15 protein-coding genes are annotated in these 16357 nt (G+C 66.8%); 11 read left to right on the plus strand and 4 right to left on the minus strand.

Annotated features, from left to right (window positions below):
* Nucleotides 1-74 precede the first annotated feature (74 nt).
* The 4 genes from AB0H75_RS27090 (at nt 75) to AB0H75_RS27105 (ending at nt 3854) form a co-directional block, all read left to right on the plus strand.
* A complete protein-coding gene (locus tag AB0H75_RS27090; RefSeq protein WP_367800755.1) occupies nt 75-1808 on the plus strand; it encodes an AMP-binding protein in 1734 nt (577 codons plus the stop codon).
* Nucleotides 1805-3388 (plus strand): acyl-CoA carboxylase subunit beta, encoded by a 1584-nt coding sequence (locus tag AB0H75_RS27095; protein ID WP_367800757.1) that lies wholly within the window; start codon nt 1805-1807, stop codon nt 3386-3388. Before AB0H75_RS27090 ends, AB0H75_RS27095 begins: the two co-directional genes overlap by 4 nt.
* A 72-nt stretch (nt 3389-3460) precedes the next feature.
* Entirely contained in the window at nt 3461-3631 is a 171-nt protein-coding gene (locus AB0H75_RS27100; protein ID WP_367800759.1) for a hypothetical protein, read from the plus strand.
* Between the two features lie 19 nt (nt 3632-3650).
* Nucleotides 3651-3854: a hypothetical protein gene (locus tag AB0H75_RS27105; RefSeq protein ID WP_367800761.1), complete on the plus strand. Its 204-nt coding sequence runs from the start codon at nt 3651-3653 to the stop codon at nt 3852-3854.
* 327 nt (nt 3855-4181) lie between these two features.
* Here AB0H75_RS27105 and AB0H75_RS27110 read toward each other — a convergent pair whose 3' ends face one another.
* Together AB0H75_RS27110 and AB0H75_RS27115 are read right to left on the minus strand one after the other, a co-directional pair.
* Nucleotides 4182-5060, minus strand: a complete 879-nt coding sequence (locus AB0H75_RS27110) for an alpha/beta hydrolase fold domain-containing protein (protein WP_367800763.1) — start codon at nt 5058-5060, stop codon at nt 4182-4184.
* Nucleotides 5061-5183: 123 nt separating this feature from the next.
* Nucleotides 5184-6242, minus strand: coding sequence for an LLM class flavin-dependent oxidoreductase (locus AB0H75_RS27115; protein WP_367800765.1), 1059 nt, complete (start codon nt 6240-6242; stop codon nt 5184-5186).
* 242 nt (nt 6243-6484) lie between these two features.
* On the opposite strand from AB0H75_RS27115, the gene AB0H75_RS27120 reads away from it, so the two are divergent.
* The 7 genes from AB0H75_RS27120 (at nt 6485) to AB0H75_RS27150 (ending at nt 13787) form a co-directional block, all read left to right on the plus strand.
* Nucleotides 6485-7177, plus strand: coding sequence for a GntR family transcriptional regulator (locus tag AB0H75_RS27120; protein ID WP_367800767.1), 693 nt, complete (start codon nt 6485-6487; stop codon nt 7175-7177).
* A gap of 166 nt (nt 7178-7343) precedes the next feature.
* A complete protein-coding gene (locus AB0H75_RS27125) occupies nt 7344-7904 on the plus strand; it encodes a flavin reductase family protein (RefSeq protein WP_367800769.1) in 561 nt (186 codons plus the stop codon).
* A 31-nt stretch (nt 7905-7935) separates the two neighbouring features.
* Nucleotides 7936-9171 (plus strand): acyl-CoA dehydrogenase family protein, encoded by a 1236-nt coding sequence (locus AB0H75_RS27130; protein ID WP_367800771.1) that lies wholly within the window; start codon nt 7936-7938, stop codon nt 9169-9171.
* Entirely contained in the window at nt 9168-9971 is an 804-nt protein-coding gene (locus AB0H75_RS27135; RefSeq protein ID WP_367800773.1) for an SDR family oxidoreductase, read from the plus strand. Before AB0H75_RS27130 ends, AB0H75_RS27135 begins: the two co-directional genes overlap by 4 nt.
* Entirely contained in the window at nt 9968-11017 is a 1050-nt protein-coding gene (locus AB0H75_RS27140) for a phosphotransferase family protein (RefSeq protein ID WP_367800775.1), read from the plus strand. Before AB0H75_RS27135 ends, AB0H75_RS27140 begins: the two co-directional genes overlap by 4 nt.
* A 155-nt stretch (nt 11018-11172) precedes the next feature.
* Nucleotides 11173-13365 (plus strand): malate synthase G, encoded by a 2193-nt coding sequence (locus AB0H75_RS27145; RefSeq protein WP_367800777.1) that lies wholly within the window; start codon nt 11173-11175, stop codon nt 13363-13365.
* Nucleotides 13362-13787, plus strand: a complete 426-nt coding sequence (locus tag AB0H75_RS27150; RefSeq protein ID WP_367800779.1) for a heme-binding protein — start codon at nt 13362-13364, stop codon at nt 13785-13787. Before AB0H75_RS27145 ends, AB0H75_RS27150 begins: the two co-directional genes overlap by 4 nt.
* Nucleotides 13788-13913: 126 nt before the next feature.
* Here AB0H75_RS27150 and AB0H75_RS27155 read toward each other — a convergent pair whose 3' ends face one another.
* Together AB0H75_RS27155 and AB0H75_RS27160 are read right to left on the minus strand one after the other, a co-directional pair.
* On the minus strand, nt 13914-14798 hold the full coding sequence (locus AB0H75_RS27155; protein WP_367800780.1) for an alpha/beta hydrolase: 885 nt from the start codon (nt 14796-14798) through the stop codon (nt 13914-13916).
* Nucleotides 14799-14830: 32 nt separating this feature from the next.
* On the minus strand, nt 14831-16057 hold the full coding sequence (locus AB0H75_RS27160; protein ID WP_367800781.1) for an FAD-dependent oxidoreductase: 1227 nt from the start codon (nt 16055-16057) through the stop codon (nt 14831-14833).
* Nucleotides 16058-16357 lie beyond the last annotated feature (300 nt).

The raw sequence follows: 16357 nt of genomic DNA on the forward strand, positions 1-16357 counted from the left end.
TTTTGAGAAGATGTCGAAATTTTGGGGAAATTCGATATGCTTCCCCCACCCCGCGGTGAAGAAGAGGAGGCGCTGTGCACGACGTCCCCACCTGGGTCGCGAAGCACCAGGAGACGCGGTCGGTGACCGATCTCCTGCAACAGGCCCCGGAGGTCGTCTCCGAAGCGGTCGACGACTGGGCACTCCGGGAGCCCGGCCGGCGGATGCTCTACGACGGTGCTCGCAGGCGGTGGTGGACCTACGGTCAGGTAGTGGCGGCCACCGATGCGATCGCCGCCAACCTGCAGGGACACGGAGTTCGGCCGGGCGATCGAGTCGCCACCTATCTGCGCGACCCGCTGCCAGGAGTCCTCTGGATGTATGCCTCGTGGCGGCTCGGCGCCGTCTTCAGCCCGTTGAACGACGGCTACGACGGTGAGATCCTCACCTACCTCATCGATGACACCGCACCCGCGGTGATCCTGACGGAACAGAAGCAGCTGGCGCGACTGCTACCGGCCATCGAGGCATCGCCGCTGTCACCCCTCGTGGTGTCCACGGATGACGACGCCGCTCCCCTGCCCGAGGGCGTGCTGAGGGAGCCCGAGTTCCATGTCGCCTGCACGTGGGAACGACCGGCCGTCGGCTTCGCCGATCCAGCCTGCGTCATCTACACGTCCGGCACCACGGGGCCTGCGAAGGGCGTCATCATCAGCCATCGGTGGATGGCCCAGTACACGTGGCTGGCCCGGCAGCTGACCACTCCGGACGACGTCGTCTACAGCGATCTCCCGCTTTACCACGTCGGCGGTGCGGTCTTCTGCATCGCCCGGGCGAGCTGGAGCGGGGCTGGAGTCGGCCTGTGGGACAAGTTCAGCACCAGCCGTTTCTGGGAGCGTATCGACGAGGTCGGCGCCACCATGGCAACGCTGATGGACGTCATGACGCCGTGGCTCATGAACGCACCGGAGGGTCCGGACGACACGCGTAATACGCTGAAGCTCGTCACGATGCAGCCCCTGCCCTCCAACCACCGCGAGATCGCGCAGCGCTTCGGCATCGACTTCGTCCTCGCCGGCTTCGGTCAGACCGAGTCCGGCCACGTCCTTGCCGCCTTACTCGAGGAGTGCCCACCGGGCACAGGAACGCCCGATGAGCTCTACCGCGGGTTGAGCCACGAGGAGATCAGCGCCCGCGTCCTGAGCGCGGGCGGCTGCTTCATGGATGGCGCAAATGTGAACAAGAAGGGATTCATGGGTCGGCCCAACCCGTGGTACGAAGTCGCCGTCCTGGACGACGACGGAACACCACTGCCGGCGGGCGTTACCGGGGAGCTCGGTTTGCGGCCCAAGGCACCGGCGTTGCTCAGTCTCGGCTACCTGAACAAGCCGGAGGCGACCGCCGGCGCGTGGCGGGACCTGTGGTTCCACACCGGCGACGCGGTCCTGGCGGACGACGACGGATTCCTCTACTTCGTTGAGCGCATGGGATCTCGCATCCGACGACGCGGAGAGAACGTGACGGCCTACTTCGTCGAGGAGCTCATCCGCCGACACCCTGCCGTCGACATGGCCGCCGCGTTCGGCGTGCCCTCCGCCGAGGGGGACGAGGACGACATCGTCGTCGCCGTCACCGTGGTGGCCGGGGCCGCCCTCGAACCCCCGGCACTGCTGGCCTGGGCCGAGAACGAGCTGCCACGGTTCATGTGTCCTCAGCACGTCATCGTCGTTCCGGCGATCCCCACGACACCGACCGGCAAGATCCAGAAGTTCCGACTCCGCGAGGACTTCCTTCATGCACGGGACGCCAGCACGAAAGGACCCCGATGAGCGACCTGCGGACCGACGACCCCGGCCCCTGGGCGGATGAGCTGGCCGAGCTCCATCGCCGTCGTGAGATGGCCAGGGCCCTTGGCGGAGAGGAGGGAGTCGCCAAGCAGCGCGCGCAAGGCAAGCTTCTCGTCACCGACCGCATCGACGGCCTGGTCGATCCCGGTTCCTTCGAGCGTTTCCGTCACCTGGTGGGCACAGCGACGTACGACGACCACGGCCGCTTCATGTCGGTCGTGCCCGAGGGCCAGATCGACGGCATCGCCTCGATCGACGGCCGTCGGGTGGTGCTGACGGCCGGTGACTTCACCGTGCGCGGCGGCGCGATGGGGGCCTCCCACGGGGCGCTCGGCGAAGAGATGCCGTCCAACTCACGTGCACTCGAGTGGGATCTGCCACTCGTCAGACTGCTCGACGCATCCGGCGGCAGCGTTCGCACGTTCGAGCAACTGGGGCGCACCTACACCCCGGACGGCAACACATGGTCCGCAGTGGACGTCGCACTGCTCGACCGTGTGCCGGTCGTCTCCGCCGTGATGGGCGCGGTCGCCGGTCTTCCCGCCATCAATGCCTGCCTTGCCCACTGGAACGTCATGGTGCGCGGCACTTCCTTCCTCTTTCCGGGGGGGCCGCCCGTCGTGAAGGCCGCTCTTGGGATCGACGTCACGAAGGAGGATCTGGGTGGCGCCGAGTTCCACGTGTCGGTGAGCGGCACCGTCGACAACCTGGCAGATGACGAACACGACGCGCTGTCGCAGATCCGTCGGTTCCTCAGTTACCTGCCGAGCAGCGTCAACGAGCTCGCCCCTCTGGCGGCGCCCGTGAAGCCCGACGTGGAGGTCGGAGAACTGCGTCACCTCGTTCCCCGGGATCCGCGCCAGGCATTCGACATGCGGCACGCGATCGGAGCCGTCGTGGACGGAGGCTCGTTCTTCGAGATCGGAGAGCATCACGGACGCTCGCGGATCACAGGGCTGGCACGGATCGACGGCTACCCCGTCGGAATTCTCGCGAACGACCCGTGCGAGCTGGGCGGCTCGACTGACGTCGCGGCAGGATCGAAGGCTGCCCGCCTCATCCAGCTGTGCGACACCTTCCACCTTCCGGTCGTCGACCTTGCCGATGAACCCGGCTTCATGGTCGGCCCCGACGCAGAGCGGCAAGGAATCGAGACCGCCGGAGCACGGCTCGTCGCCGCCGTGTGTCGAAGCCGCATGCCAATGGTCACGTTCGTAGTGGGACGCCTGTTCGGCGTCGCCGGCCAGTGCCACCACCGGCCCTCCGGCATGTTCCGGCGATATGCCTGGCCGTCGGCTCGCTGGGGCTCCATGCACCTGGCCGGAGGAGTGAGTGCGGCGTACCGCCGCGAGATCGCCGAGGCTCCCGATCCCGAGGCGGAGCTGGCCGCGATCCAGAGCCGGCTCGAGGCCATCTCGTCGGTCTATCGCACAGCGGAAGTCACCGGTCAGGACATAATCGACCCGGTCGAGACCAGAGCCCGCGCGGTGGACTTCGTTCGCGACGCCCAGCGCATCCTCAAGGGTCAGGTCGGGGTGCCGACCACCCCCTTCATGCGCTGACGGACGTGGTGCACCGACCACACCTGGGCGCCACTCGTATCAGGAGCCGTTCGACCTCTCGGCTGTCTCCAGATGGATGAGTCCAAGCTGGCTGATGCCGAGCTGATCACGCTGGCGGTGCTGTCGGCTCTGCTCGGCCACCACTGCGAGCGTCGCCGGCTGCGCAGGTCGATCGGGCTGCTCATGGCGGTGATCCGGATGCTGGCCGGCTGGGCCCGCGCTGGCCGGTGCCAAGGCCGATGAGCGTGAGGTGCTCCTGGACATGCTGCACAGCGCGCCGCAGGTCATGGCCGGGCACCTCGGCCAGACGATCATCGCCGAGCGAGCCGGAGCGCGTCTGTTCAAACCGTTGCGCCAGACCATTGCCCGCAGCTTCATCAAGATCCTGGCCCTGACCACGGCCATCTGGCACAACGGCAAGACCAATCAGCCGACCAACCGGTCACTGACCGCCTACGACCACTGACTTCGGCCACACCCCTTGGACTCCTCCATCTGGCAGGCGGGTGACCCTGACGGCCAAACCCACCGACAGCTCATCCTCGGGACCACCGACGTCGGTGGAGGCGAGAACTCCATCGACCACGGCCATGAACCCGCGAGCAGGCTCGAAGTCGGGGTCGGGGTCGGGGTCGAGTTCGGATCACCTGTGCCCGGATCGTGGCGACGTCCATGGCGGCGTACAGTTCCTCTGGCGTGGCGAAGAAACGTACCTCGTGCCGCCGAGCGCCCCTTTCTGCGGCCCCGTTCCTGCGCTATATCGTCTCTTCAGGACGCCCGCCGCATGCCTGCTTCAGTTCAAGCCCACCCGGCTCGTCGCTTTCGGGCGTGCGTGGCTACTGGGATCTGTTTCCTCCTCGCCGTCGCGAGGAGGGAACGGGTAGCGCGATGACTCCGCCTCGATGGCCTGACGGTCGACGACGGCTCGCCGCACGAACGCCTCGGTAGCGTGGGCGAGGGTGGATCGCATGAACGGTGCACGATCGAACTCGTGATCTCGCCCTCCGACGAGGAGGAGGTCGGTGAGCACACCGAGATCGAGCAGACGCTCATGGAAGGCGCTGCTCACCCGCCACGGGATGACAGTGTCAGCCGTGCCGTGGATCAGGAGGGTCGGCGGAGACTGAGGACTCACGAGGTCGATGGGACTCGCCGCCCGGAGCTCGGCCGCCGGCACGGGAACGTCGAACAGCGTCCACGCAGGCGCCCGGCCCTCGCTGTCGAACTCCGCGGCCTCGGCGAAGCGCGGACCCTCCGGTGCGCGGGCAGCGTAGAACCCCGTCGTCGGGTAGTAGGCCACGATCGCCGCAGGGCGGACCTCGTCGGGCAGAGTTCCAGCGAGTAGCGCGAGGTGACCCCCCGCGGAGTGGCCTTGCACGACGACTCTGTCGGGCGAGACCCCGAGCTCGTCCGCCGCCCCTCGAACCCACTTCAAGGCGACCGCGACATCATCGAGCGGCGCGGGCCAATGAGCCGATCCCAGAAGCCGGTACTGGACTGCCACCGCGGTGAGGCCAGCGCTCGTGAGCGCCGCGCAGCGGGTGTGGACACCTTCCTTGGCGCCGTGCCTCCATCCGCCGCCGTGCAGCACGAGCACCGCGCACCCCCAGCCGGCGGAGACAGGACGAAACACGTCGGCACTCAGGCCGTTGGGCAGGCGGAAGGTCTCCACGGTGGAACGTCCTTGCTCAGGCAGGTCGGGATGGGGGGAAAGCGATGAAAGGTGCGCAGAGCGACGCCGGCTGCTTGCTCGCCGTCGTGATCATTGGCATCGACGTCAACCTCAAGCCACTGTTTATAGCCCTCGCAGCTTCGGGAGCACGTCCTTGGCGAAGCGGGTGACCATGTCAGCGGTCTCGTCGTGGGTGAAGTAGCCGTAGGTGAATCCGAGGTCGAGCATGCCGACGCCCGTCATCCGCTGGAACTCGATGATCTGCTCGGTCACTTCGCTGGTATCCCCGACGAACTGCAGGAAGCCGAAGCCGAAGCCTGCCATGTCCTTCTTCGTCATCTCGGCATCGCTCGTCAAGCCGGGGGCGAACGCGTGAGGCGGCGGATTGTCGCCGGCGAAGCGTTCCTTCAGCTCAACTGCGTGCGCCGGGCTCTCTCCCACGACGACGTAGGAGCGGTACAGCTGCTGCTCGGGCGACGGAGTCCACCCGTGCTTCTCGCACTGGTCGCGGTAGCTGTCCATGATGTTGGCGATCATCTGAGGCTCGTAGTAGGAGGCTGCGGCAGCGAACCGGTGACGCGCCGCGAAGTCGACCGATTCGGGGCTGTTGACCGAGCTGTAGAGAGGTGGGTGGGGCGTCTGGGTAGGGCCTGGCCAGACCGAGACGACGGGGAACTGGAAGTACGTCCCGTCCCAGCTGAAGGGCTCCAGGCTCGTGAGGGCCTTGCGGATCAGGAGCATGGCTTCCTGAGTTCGTCCCCGCGTCTCGTCTGCGTCGACGTTGTAGTTGACGAACTCGTTGGGCGTGCCGCGGAGCGGCGCGCAGATGATTCTTCCATCGGTCAGGTGGTCAAGCATCGCAAGCTCCTCAGCGATGCGAACCGGGTTGTTGATCGAGGCGAGCGGCCCGAGGAGAGCCACGCCTGCGTTCTTCACCAACTGGGACACAGCCGCCGCAGAGACCGCGGGATTCGGATTCATCATGCCGCCCGTGTAGTGGTGCTCGGAGAAGCTGATGTAGTCGAAACCGAGGTCGTCAGCGAGCTTGACGAGGGACAAGGTCTCCGAGAGCGACTGCTGTGCGCGCTGGCGATCCCAGAGGCGACGCGCCGTCGGCGTGAAATTGAGGTCGAGGACCTCTTTGTCGGCGTAGTGGTTGAGGCACGTGTAGGCGACCTTCATCGTCCCTGGTCCGTTCTCTGGTCGATGGGTTAACCGCTCCAGCACTGAAGGCCAGCGTGAGCGCCGTCATCACGACAGCATGCAGGTTCACGCCCTGAAATTCCAGATAAGTTACTGAGAAATTTCAGCACCGCCACCCCGGAACGCGGGCAGCAGAACGCTCACGATGACCGATCGGCCGCCGGCGCACCTCCCGCACTTCCGCGTCTACCCGAGCCGGCCGCGATGGCTAACATGTCAACGTGACTGAGGTGGAGAAGGAGGCGCTGCGCGGGTTGGCGCTGCGACGCCTGCGAGAGATGATCGCCAACTGCCAGCTCGCACCTGGGGCCTGGGTCACCGAGAAGCAGCTGTCCGATGCCACCGGCCTCGGGCTGACGCCGGTCCGCTCGGCGATGACCACACTGCGCCACGACGGTTTCCTCATCGCCACACCTCGCGTCGGATACCGAGTCGCCCCGATGACCCTCGCGGACGTGGCGGACCTCTTCGACGTGTGGGCGGTCGTCGGTCGGGCGATCATCGAGCGTGCTGTCGAGCGAGCCACTCCGGAGGAGGTCGCCGAGTTCCAGCGCGCGCATGACCGTGAGGCATGGGCTGAGCACTTTCCCTCCGGCGATGCCGACGTGACCGACTGGACCTACGGGATCTTCAGCTCGATCGTCGGCATGGCGCACAGCCAGCGACTTACCGCGATCTATGACAGGTACTCGGTGGACCTCAGCCGCGTCCTGGTCATCGCAAACCGCGCCGGGACCGAGATGGGAGAGGCTCTGCGAGCCCAGGACGGCAATCTCCTCCGCTCGATGCGTGAGCGGAACCCGCAGTGGGCAATCGAAGGGTTCGACATCGTCACCGAGACGGTCCGCCGCCTCGCTCTTGGCGTGCTGCAGTCTGCGCCGGGCATCGCTGACGCGCCCCTGCGCCTCTCCTAGCCCCACGGGTACCTCGGCCGGGCCTTCGCACCACCACACTCTTGACCGTTATGAACGTCACATCTATGGTGCTGACATTGCAGAGATGTTTCTCTGAAATTTCAATGCCTCGCCGTTCGGGTCAGCGCCGGCATCGCCGCAGCGCCAGTACGCCCCGGAGTGTGAAGTGAAAGGCAAGGACATGACGACATCGCGCCACGTGAGCACCCATGAGTTTCGAGCGACGCTTCGCCACTACCCGACGGGCGTCGCGTTGATCACCTCACGCGACGAGGAGCGCGCGCCCGTCGGGCTCGTCGTCGGGTCCTTCACGGCCGTCTCACTCGACCCCTTGCTGGTCGGCTTCCTCGCCGATCACAGCAGCACGACCTGGCCCCACATCCGCCGAGCCGGCCGCTTCTGCGTCAATGTCCTCGGCTCGCATCAGGAGTCGGTGTGCCGGGCCTTCACAACGAAGGACCCCACCCGTTTCGACCGGCTCGTCGATGCCGACGTTCGCCAGGACCCGCATCTGGAAGGCGCGATCATGTGGATCGACTGCCAGATCGAGACCGTACTCGAAGTCGGCGACCACGACTTCGTCGTGGGCGCTGTCCGCGATGTGCGTCTGGCTGACGAGCCCAACGCTCCTCTGGTCTTCGTTCGGGGCGGCTATGCCGAACCTCGCAGCACCGAGACGAGGACCGGTCACTGTCACGTCGCAGCCGATCGCTCGCTCACCGCCTGATCCCACAGCCCTATCCGACGCAGGAGAATTCATGAACTTCGCAGCGAGCCCTCGAGCGCTGGAGTACCGGGACAAGCTCTTGGACTTCATGGACCACCACGTGTATCCGGCGGAGCCCGTCTACGCCGCGCAGATGGCGGACGCGGGCGACCCCTACTTCCACCCCCCGATCCTCGAAGACCTCAAGAGCGAAGCGAGGAAGCGCGGCCTGTGGAACCTGTTTCACCCTCATGCGCGCGAGGACTGGGGAGCGCCGGGACTGTCGAACCTCGACTATGCCCCGCTTGCCGAGATCACAGGACGCAGCCCTTTCCTCGCCCCCGAAGCGATCAACTGCAACGCGCCTGATACGGGCAACATGGAAGTCCTCGAGCTCTTCGGCACAGCCGAGCACAAGGAGAAGTGGCTCAAGCCCCTGCTCGCCGGCGAGATCGCCTCGGCGTTCTGCATGACCGAGCCCGGCGTCGCGAGTTCCGACGCCACCAATGTCGAACTCCGGATGGACGCCGATGGGGACGACTACGTGTTGAACGGGCGCAAGTGGTTCGCGACGAACGCCCTCCATGCGAAGTGCAAGGTGCTCATCGTGATGGGTAAGACCGACACCACCGCCGCTCCCCACCGTCAGCAGTCCATGATGGTGGTGCCGCTGGACACGCCGGGCGTCACCCTCGTGCGAGGCTTGCCGGTCTTCGGCTACCTCGACCGAGAGGGACACGCCGAGATCCGTTTCGACGACGTACGCGTGCCGAAGACGGCGCTCCTTGCCGGTGAAGGGGACGGCTTCATGATCAGCCAAGCCCGTCTCGGGCCAGGCCGCATTCACCATTGCATGCGTTCGATCGGCGCCGCTGAGCGGGCGCTCGACCTCATGATCGCGCGCGCGCAGTCTCGGGTGACCTTCGGACAGCCGGTGGCGACCCGGTCGAACGTCCAGGACTGGATCGCCGAGGCGCGCATAGAGATCGAGATGATCCGGCTCCTGACTCTCAAGACCGCCTGGCTCATGGATACGGTCGGGAACAAAGCGGCTCGTACCGAGATCGCCGCGATCAAGGTGGCCGCTCCGCAGATCGCTCTTAAGATCATCGACCGGGCCATCCAGGTGCACGGCGGTGGCGGCATGACCGACGACTTCCCTCTCGCGAGCTTCTACGCCCACCAGCGCACACTCCGGTTGGCAGACGGGCCCGACGAGGTGCACAAGCGCACCATTGCCCAGGTCGAGCTGCGTCGCATCGACCCGGACTGGAACGTGAAGCGATGACCGCGCCGCTCGAAGGCCGCACCGCGATCGTCACAGGCGCATCGCGCGGCATCGGCCTGGCGGCCGCCGCGGGCCTCCATGCCGCTGGCGCGAATGTCGTCCTGACCGCCCGGACGCGAGAGGCCGCAGAAGCAGCCGCATCGACGGTGGGGGAGAGAGCGCTCGGCATCGGAGCGCACGCGACCGACCAGACGCGTGCCCGCGCGTGCGTGGACCGGACGATGGAAACCTTCGGCAGCGTCGACATCCTGGTGAACAACGCCGGCACCAACCCCGCGTACGGACGCGTGCTGTCACAGGACCACGCACGGTTCGCCAAGACCTTCGACGTCAACCTCTGGGCACCCGTGATGTGGTCACAGCTGGTCGTTGAGGCGTGGATGCAGGCGAACGGCGGCTCGATCATCAACACCGCGTCGATCAGCGGACTCGCCCCGGACCCGGACCTCGGCCTCTACGGTGCCTCCAAGGCCGCACTGATCTTCCTGACCCAGCAGCTCGCGGCCGAGCTGGGTCCGGGCATCCGAGTCAACGCGATCGCTCCTGGTGTCGTCCGCACCCGCTTGGCGGAACTGCTGTGGAAGGACCACGAGCCAGAAGTGGCCGGACGTATCCCGCTCAAGCGCATCGGTGAACCGGAAGACGTCGCGGCCGCCATCGTGTTCCTCGCCGCGCCGTCCTCGTCCTGGATCACAGGCGAGACGCTCGTGATCGACGGCGGGCAGCGACTCGGTGCCACCATACCGGACGTCACCGCTGCGGATTTTCGCGCGGGCGATAGCGCGGGCGATAGAACGTGAGCAGCGCCACCGCGGAGGTCGCCTTCGACCTGCGTGTGCTGGAGCAGCTCCTACTCGCGGACGGCATCGAGGTCGAGGGGCCGCTGGCAGCTGCCAGAGTCGGACTCGGGCAGTCCAACCTGACGTATCGGGTCACCGACCGGTCCGGACGTCGCTGGATCGTCAGGCGACCGCCGAGAGGCCGCCTTCTGGCGTCGGCGCACGACGTGCTCCGCGAGTACCGCATCTTGAGCGCGCTCAGGGACACCCGCGTTCCGGTTCCCGCAACCGTGTCCCGCTTCGAGGACGAGCGGCTCGCGAGCACTCCCGTCGTCGTCATGGAGCATGTCGACGGCTTGGTCGTCGACAGGGAAGAGACCGCAGCGAGTCTCGGATCTGAGCTGCGGGCGGCTCTGGGGCCGTCTCTGGCGACTGCACTCGCACGCGTGCACGAGGTCGACGTGGACCAAGTCGGTCTCGGCGATTTGAGCAGCCGCGCGCCCTACGCAGCCCGTCAGCTCAAGCGGTGGTCACGGCAGTGGCAGGAGTCGCGCACTCGCGATCTTCCGAAGCTCGACGCCTTGACGGCACTGCTGCAGACCCGCATGCCTGACCAGCGCGACGAGTCGCTCGTACATGGCGACTTCCATATGCGCAACGTCATCGTCGATCCCGACCACGGCACCGTGCGCGCGATTCTCGACTGGGAGCTCAGCACCCTCGGTGACCCCATGGCGGACGTCGGCAGTCTGCTGGCGTACTGGCCCGAGGCCGGCGAGTCCCGGTCCTTCCTCTTCGGAGCTTCGGCGCTGCCGGGCTTCGCGCGCCGTCAAGAACTCGCGGAGGCGTACCTCAAGGCGTCCGGCCGCGACGGCGCCGATCTCGCCTACTGGCACGTGTTCGGCCTGTGGAAGATCGCTGTGATCGGTGAAGGCATCCTGCGGCGGGCACTGGACGACCCGCGGAACGCGGCAGAGGGCGGGCCGCCCACGACGCGGAGCATCGATGCTGTCGTCGACCAGGCATGGCACCACGCAGAGGCCGGGGGGCTCATTGGCCCAAAGTGACGAGGCAACCGGGGGCACAGGGCGCCGGCCTGCAGGACCCCGATGGGACACGCATGCCGCGGAGCCGGCCACGGCTTCCGCTGCCGCTCATTTCCGTGGTCGCATCTCCACATGTTCTTCCGGCTTGAAACTGCTCAATTCCGCTCTACGGAGAGATGAATCAGATGTCGCAACGCGTCAAGCTTGGCGGGCTGTCGGTCGCTCCTGTCCTGCACGCCTTCGTGCGGGACGAGGCGCTCCCCGGATCGGGGATCGACGAGGCGACCTTCTGGTCCGGGCTTGAGCGGTTGCTCGCGGAGTTCACTCCGCGCAATCGACGGCTGCTGGCCCGCAGAGACGCGCTACAGGCGGAACTCGATGCCTGGCATGCCGCCAACCCCGGACCGGTGCAGGACCGTGCGGCCTACGTGCGCATGCTTCGCGAGATCGGCTACCTCGTCGACGAGCCGGCCGACTTCACCATCTCCACCCAGGACGTCGACACCGAGATCGCTCTCCAGGCCGGGCCTCAGCTCGTTGTTCCCCTGCTCAAGGCGCGCTTCGCCGTGAACGCGGCCAACGCCCGATGGGGCTCGCTCTACGACGCGCTTTATGGAACTGACGCCCTTCCCGAACGCGACGGGCAGGAGCGTGGCACGTCGTACAACCCGCGGCGCGGTGCTGCTGTGATCGCCTGTGCCCGAGCCTTCCTCGACGAGCACTTCCCTCTCTCCGAGGGCAGCCACGTCGACTCGACCGGCTATGCCATCGACGGCTGCACCCTGCAGATCCGCCTCGGGGAGCGGACGACATCGCTCAGGGATCCTGCCCAGTACGTCGGCCACCGAGGCGACCCAGCCGTCCCGGAGGGAATCCTCCTGATCCATCACGGCCTGCAGGTCGAGATCCAGATCGATCGCAGCGACCCTGTCGGCCGCGGCGATGCTGCGGGAGTCAGAGATCTGCTCGTGGAGTCCGCGGTCTCCACGATCATGGACCTCGAGGATTCGGTCGCCGCGGTCGACCCGGAGGACAAGGTCGCCGGCTACCGGAATTGGCTCCAGCTGAACCAGGGCACGCTGAGCGCCGAGGTGACCAAGGGCGGAGCGACCTATACACGCCGTCTCGCTTTGGACCGCTCGTACGACGGACCCGATGGTCCGTTCGAGCTCCCGGGCCGATCACTGCTGTTCATCCGTCAGGTCGGCCACCTCATGACGACCGACGCGATCCTGATCGACGGAGAGGAGGTCCCCGAGGGCATCCTCGACGCCGTTATGACCGCCCTGTGCAGTCTGGTCGACCTCCAAGGCCGCGGCGCGTTGCGTAACTCGCGGACTGGTGCGATGTACGCGGTCAAGCCGAAGATGCACGGTCCTGACGAGGTCGCCTTCACCGACGACCTGTTCGCCGCCGTCGAGCGTCTGTTGGGCCTCCGGCTCGGCACGATCAAGCTCGGCATCATGGACGAGGAGCGCCGTACCTCCGCCAACCTCAAGGCATGCATTCATGCTGCCCGCGGTCGCGTCGCCTTCATCAACACCGGGTTCCTCGACCGCACTGGCGATGAGCTGCACACGTCGATGCGCGGCGGCGCCATGGTGCGAAAGGCCGACATGAGGTCCACCGAGTGGATCGCGGCCTACGAGGACCAGAACGTCGACATCGGGCTGGCCTGCGGTCTGCAGGGTCGCGCCCAGATCGGCAAGGGCATGTGGGCGATCCCCGACGCGATGGCCGCGATGCTCGAGCAGAAGATCGCACACCCTCGCGCAGGTGCGTCCTGTGCCTGGGTGCCGTCACCGACGGCGGCGACGCTTCATGCCCTGCACTACCACCAGATCGATGTCGCGGCGCGCCAGCGTGAGCTCGCCGGACAGCAGCAGCGCTCGACCCTCGAACGGTTGCTGACGATACCTTTCGCCGGGGACACCGAGCGTTCTGCGTGGAGTGACGAGGACCGGATCGCCGAGCTCGACAACAACCTGCAGGGGATTCTCGGCTACGTGAAGCGGTGGGTCGACGACGGCGTCGGCTGCTCGAAGGTGCCTGACATCCACGGCACGGGGTTGATGGAGGACCGCGCCACCTGCCGGATCTCCTCTCAGCATGTCGCCAACTGGCTGGCCCACGGCGTCGTGACGGCCGCCGAGGTCGAGACGGCGCTGCGCCGGATGGCCGATGTCGTCGACCAGCAGAACGCCGGCACCGGCTACCGGCCGATGGGGCCGTCGTACGACGGCGATGCCTTCGCCGCAGCCCATGACCTCGTCTTCGAGGGCCTCGCCCAGCCGTCCGGCTACACCGAGCCGATCCTCCATCGGCGCCGCCGCAATGTGAAGTCGACCCAGAACGGAGCCTCCTTGTGAATCTGTCCCTCTCCCAGGCCCGCGCGATCATCTCGGGTGCCCTGAGCGCCGCGAAACACGCTTCCTACAAGCCCTTGACCGTGGTGGTGCTCGATGGTGGCGGGCACGTCGTCGCCGTCGAACGCGAGGACGGGTCGAGCAACAAGCGCTACGAGGTCGCCTACGGGAAGGCGTACGGCGCGGTCTCACTCGGCATGGGATCGCGGGCGCTGATGGGACGAGCCGAACAACAGCCCTACTTCATCGCCGCCGTGACACACGCCGTGGGCGCCTTGGTGCCGGTCCCAGGAGGCGTCCTCGTCAAGAACGCGGACGGCGCCGTGATCGGCGCGGTCGGCGTCTCAGGCGATACCTCTGACAATGATGAGGCCGCGGCCCTCGCGGGCATCCAGGCAGCGGGCCTGGTAGGGGTCGTCGACTGATAGGGAGGTCCGCCCTGTCAAGGGGCAGGGTGTGGCGCCGCCGCCGCTGGTCGCCGGTACGATCCTGACCGCGGAGCACGACGAAGCCGGCGCGTGACCGTCGGCGGGACGGCCACGCGCGGGAGCTCAGAGCGTCTCGGCCAGCCAGGCGATCGAGCGCGAGATGATCTCGGGCAGGTGGTTCGACAGGATTTCGTAGTGCTGACCCTCGTACTCGATGAGCTGCTTCGGCTCGGGAACTCGTTCGAACATCTCCCGCGCCTCCTCGACGGGAGCGACGGTGTCGTGAGAGGCGAGGATCATCAGCAGCGGCTGGTCGATGCGCTCCGCGTAGGCTCGCACCTCCATCTCGAACAAGCGGTCCAACGTCGAGATGGTGATCGCGTTCCGGAAGCTGGGCAGACCGTGAACCGCTTTCTCGACGAAGTCCAAACCCTCCTGGTCGGAGAACATGACCGGGCGACCCGGCTCGGGGGTTCCGTGCAGGCGGATGGTCATGGCGGCTTCGCCGCGGGCCTGCGCCAGCCGGTCGACCGGAATGAGGGCCTCGAGCTCGGCGAGGGTGTCCGCAGATTGGAGCTTGCGAGCGCTCCAGCCGCTGACCGGTGGAATGATGCTGACGACGGCGCTGACGCGACGGTCGGTGGCGGCCACGAACATCGAGTTGGCGCCGCCGATGCTCACCCCCCACAGTGCGATCCGCTCGCCGTCGATGTCGTCACGGAGGATCATCTGGGTCAGCACGTCGCGCAGGTCCCGGCACTGCTGCCACGGGTCGAACTGCTGCCGCGGCTCGCCGTCGCTGTAGCCGCTGCAACGGTGGTCGTACATCAGCGCGGCGAGTCCGGCGGAGGTCAAGCTGTCCGCCATGCCCCACTGGCCTTCGGCCGGTCCGCCGAGTCCGCTCTGCAGGACGACCAGCGGATGGCGATCCCCGCCATCGGGTTTGAACAGCTTCCCGCGCAGGGTGGTGCCGGCGATATCGAGCTCGATGTCCTCAGTGATGGTCATGATGGTGACTCCTCTTAGCGGGTGTGTGACGTTCAGTGAGTGGTGGTCTCGGGTTTGCCGGGCACGAAGTCCAGGTCCATGGCGCGGGGGTCGGCCGAGGCCCGCAGCATCGGAAAGATCTCCTCGCGCATGTCCTGCTCGTAGGCGCCGATGGCTGCCTCGATGGACTGCTGGCCCGAGCTTGCCGCGACGAGTGCTCGCACGAGCGAGCCGGCATCGCGGAGGGCACTGTTGGCTCCGGCGCCGAGGGTGGGCGGCATGGCATGGATGGCGTCGCCGAGGAGAGTGACCCGTCCTGGTGCCCAGGGCTCGGCAGGTGCGAGGTACCGGATACCCACCGGGAAGATCGACTCCGGCGTCACGCGGGCCGCGAGGTCCTGGACGATCGGTGCCCAGCCCTTCGCGGTGTCGAGCATCAGCTGGTGCAGACGCCCCGGGTCGGCCTGGAACAAGTTGGGCATACCCTCCGCGGCCGGGGAACCGGGGGCGGCGCCGACGTTCATCATCATGTAGGGAGGGACATCGTCGATGTCCGCGCCCGGCGCCAGCTCCGCGACGGCTTCGCCGATGGGACGGCGGGGGTCGAACAAGCCGAGGGTGAACATCCGGCCGTCGGGTGCGGTGGCGATGACGAAGCCATCGAGAAGGGCGGGCGCCTCCCGCTCGATCCGAGCGATGAGAGCATCGTCGATCGGCACCGACGCGTAACACCCGTGCATGTCCAAGTGCAGCGTCGCCACCTCGGGAAGGAGCTGTTGGCGCACGACCGAGTGGAGACCGTCCGCGCCCACCAGCACGCTGCCTTCGGCTGACGAGCCGTCGGCGAACTTGAGCCGGACCCTGTCGGACTCGATGTCGTATCCGACGGCGGCATGACCGAAGTGAACGATGTCCTCGATCCCGTGCAGCATGATCTGCCGCAACGTTCGGCGGTTCACCGCGGTGTGAGGACGGTCCGGGTCGTTGGGGGGCCCGACGTGCGGACGCGATCCGAGCTCGTTGCACTGATCGTCGATCACGGTGAGCATCTCGCGGCGTGGGTTCTTGCGGGAGGTCTGCACATAGAGCTCATAGAGGTTGGGCGGCAGGCATTCGCGGAGGGCGCCTCCCCCGACGGCGTTCATGTGGAGCCGGTAGCCGGCCCGCACGAGGCCCGGAGCACTCTCGTACACCGCGCAGCTGATCCCGGCCTTGCGCAATCCCTGTGCCAGGCAGAGACCTCCGATGCCTCCGCCCGCGATGAGAACATGAAAGGACATGCGTCACTCCTTGCCGCGAAAGTGTTCTTTCGCCGGCTCCATGGCGCGTCGAGGCCTCAGACCGTACGGTGCCGTGGACGGCACCGTGGATATGACGGTTACAGCCCGCGCCGGTTTTGGGAATCCGATACTTTTCGCCATCGTTATCGACGGCATCTATGACCCCGACCCCTACCTCATGCCTGTATCGAGGTCGGTCGGAGCCATTCGTTGATCTCAGCGATGAGGATGCCGATCACATAGTCGAGCCGAGGAAGGGCCTGGATCTTCCACTCCAGGATCGACTCGAACCGTGGCTGC

Source organism: Nonomuraea sp. NPDC050783 (assembly GCF_040802095.1).
GTDB lineage: Bacteria > Actinomycetota > Actinomycetes > Streptosporangiales > Streptosporangiaceae > Nonomuraea.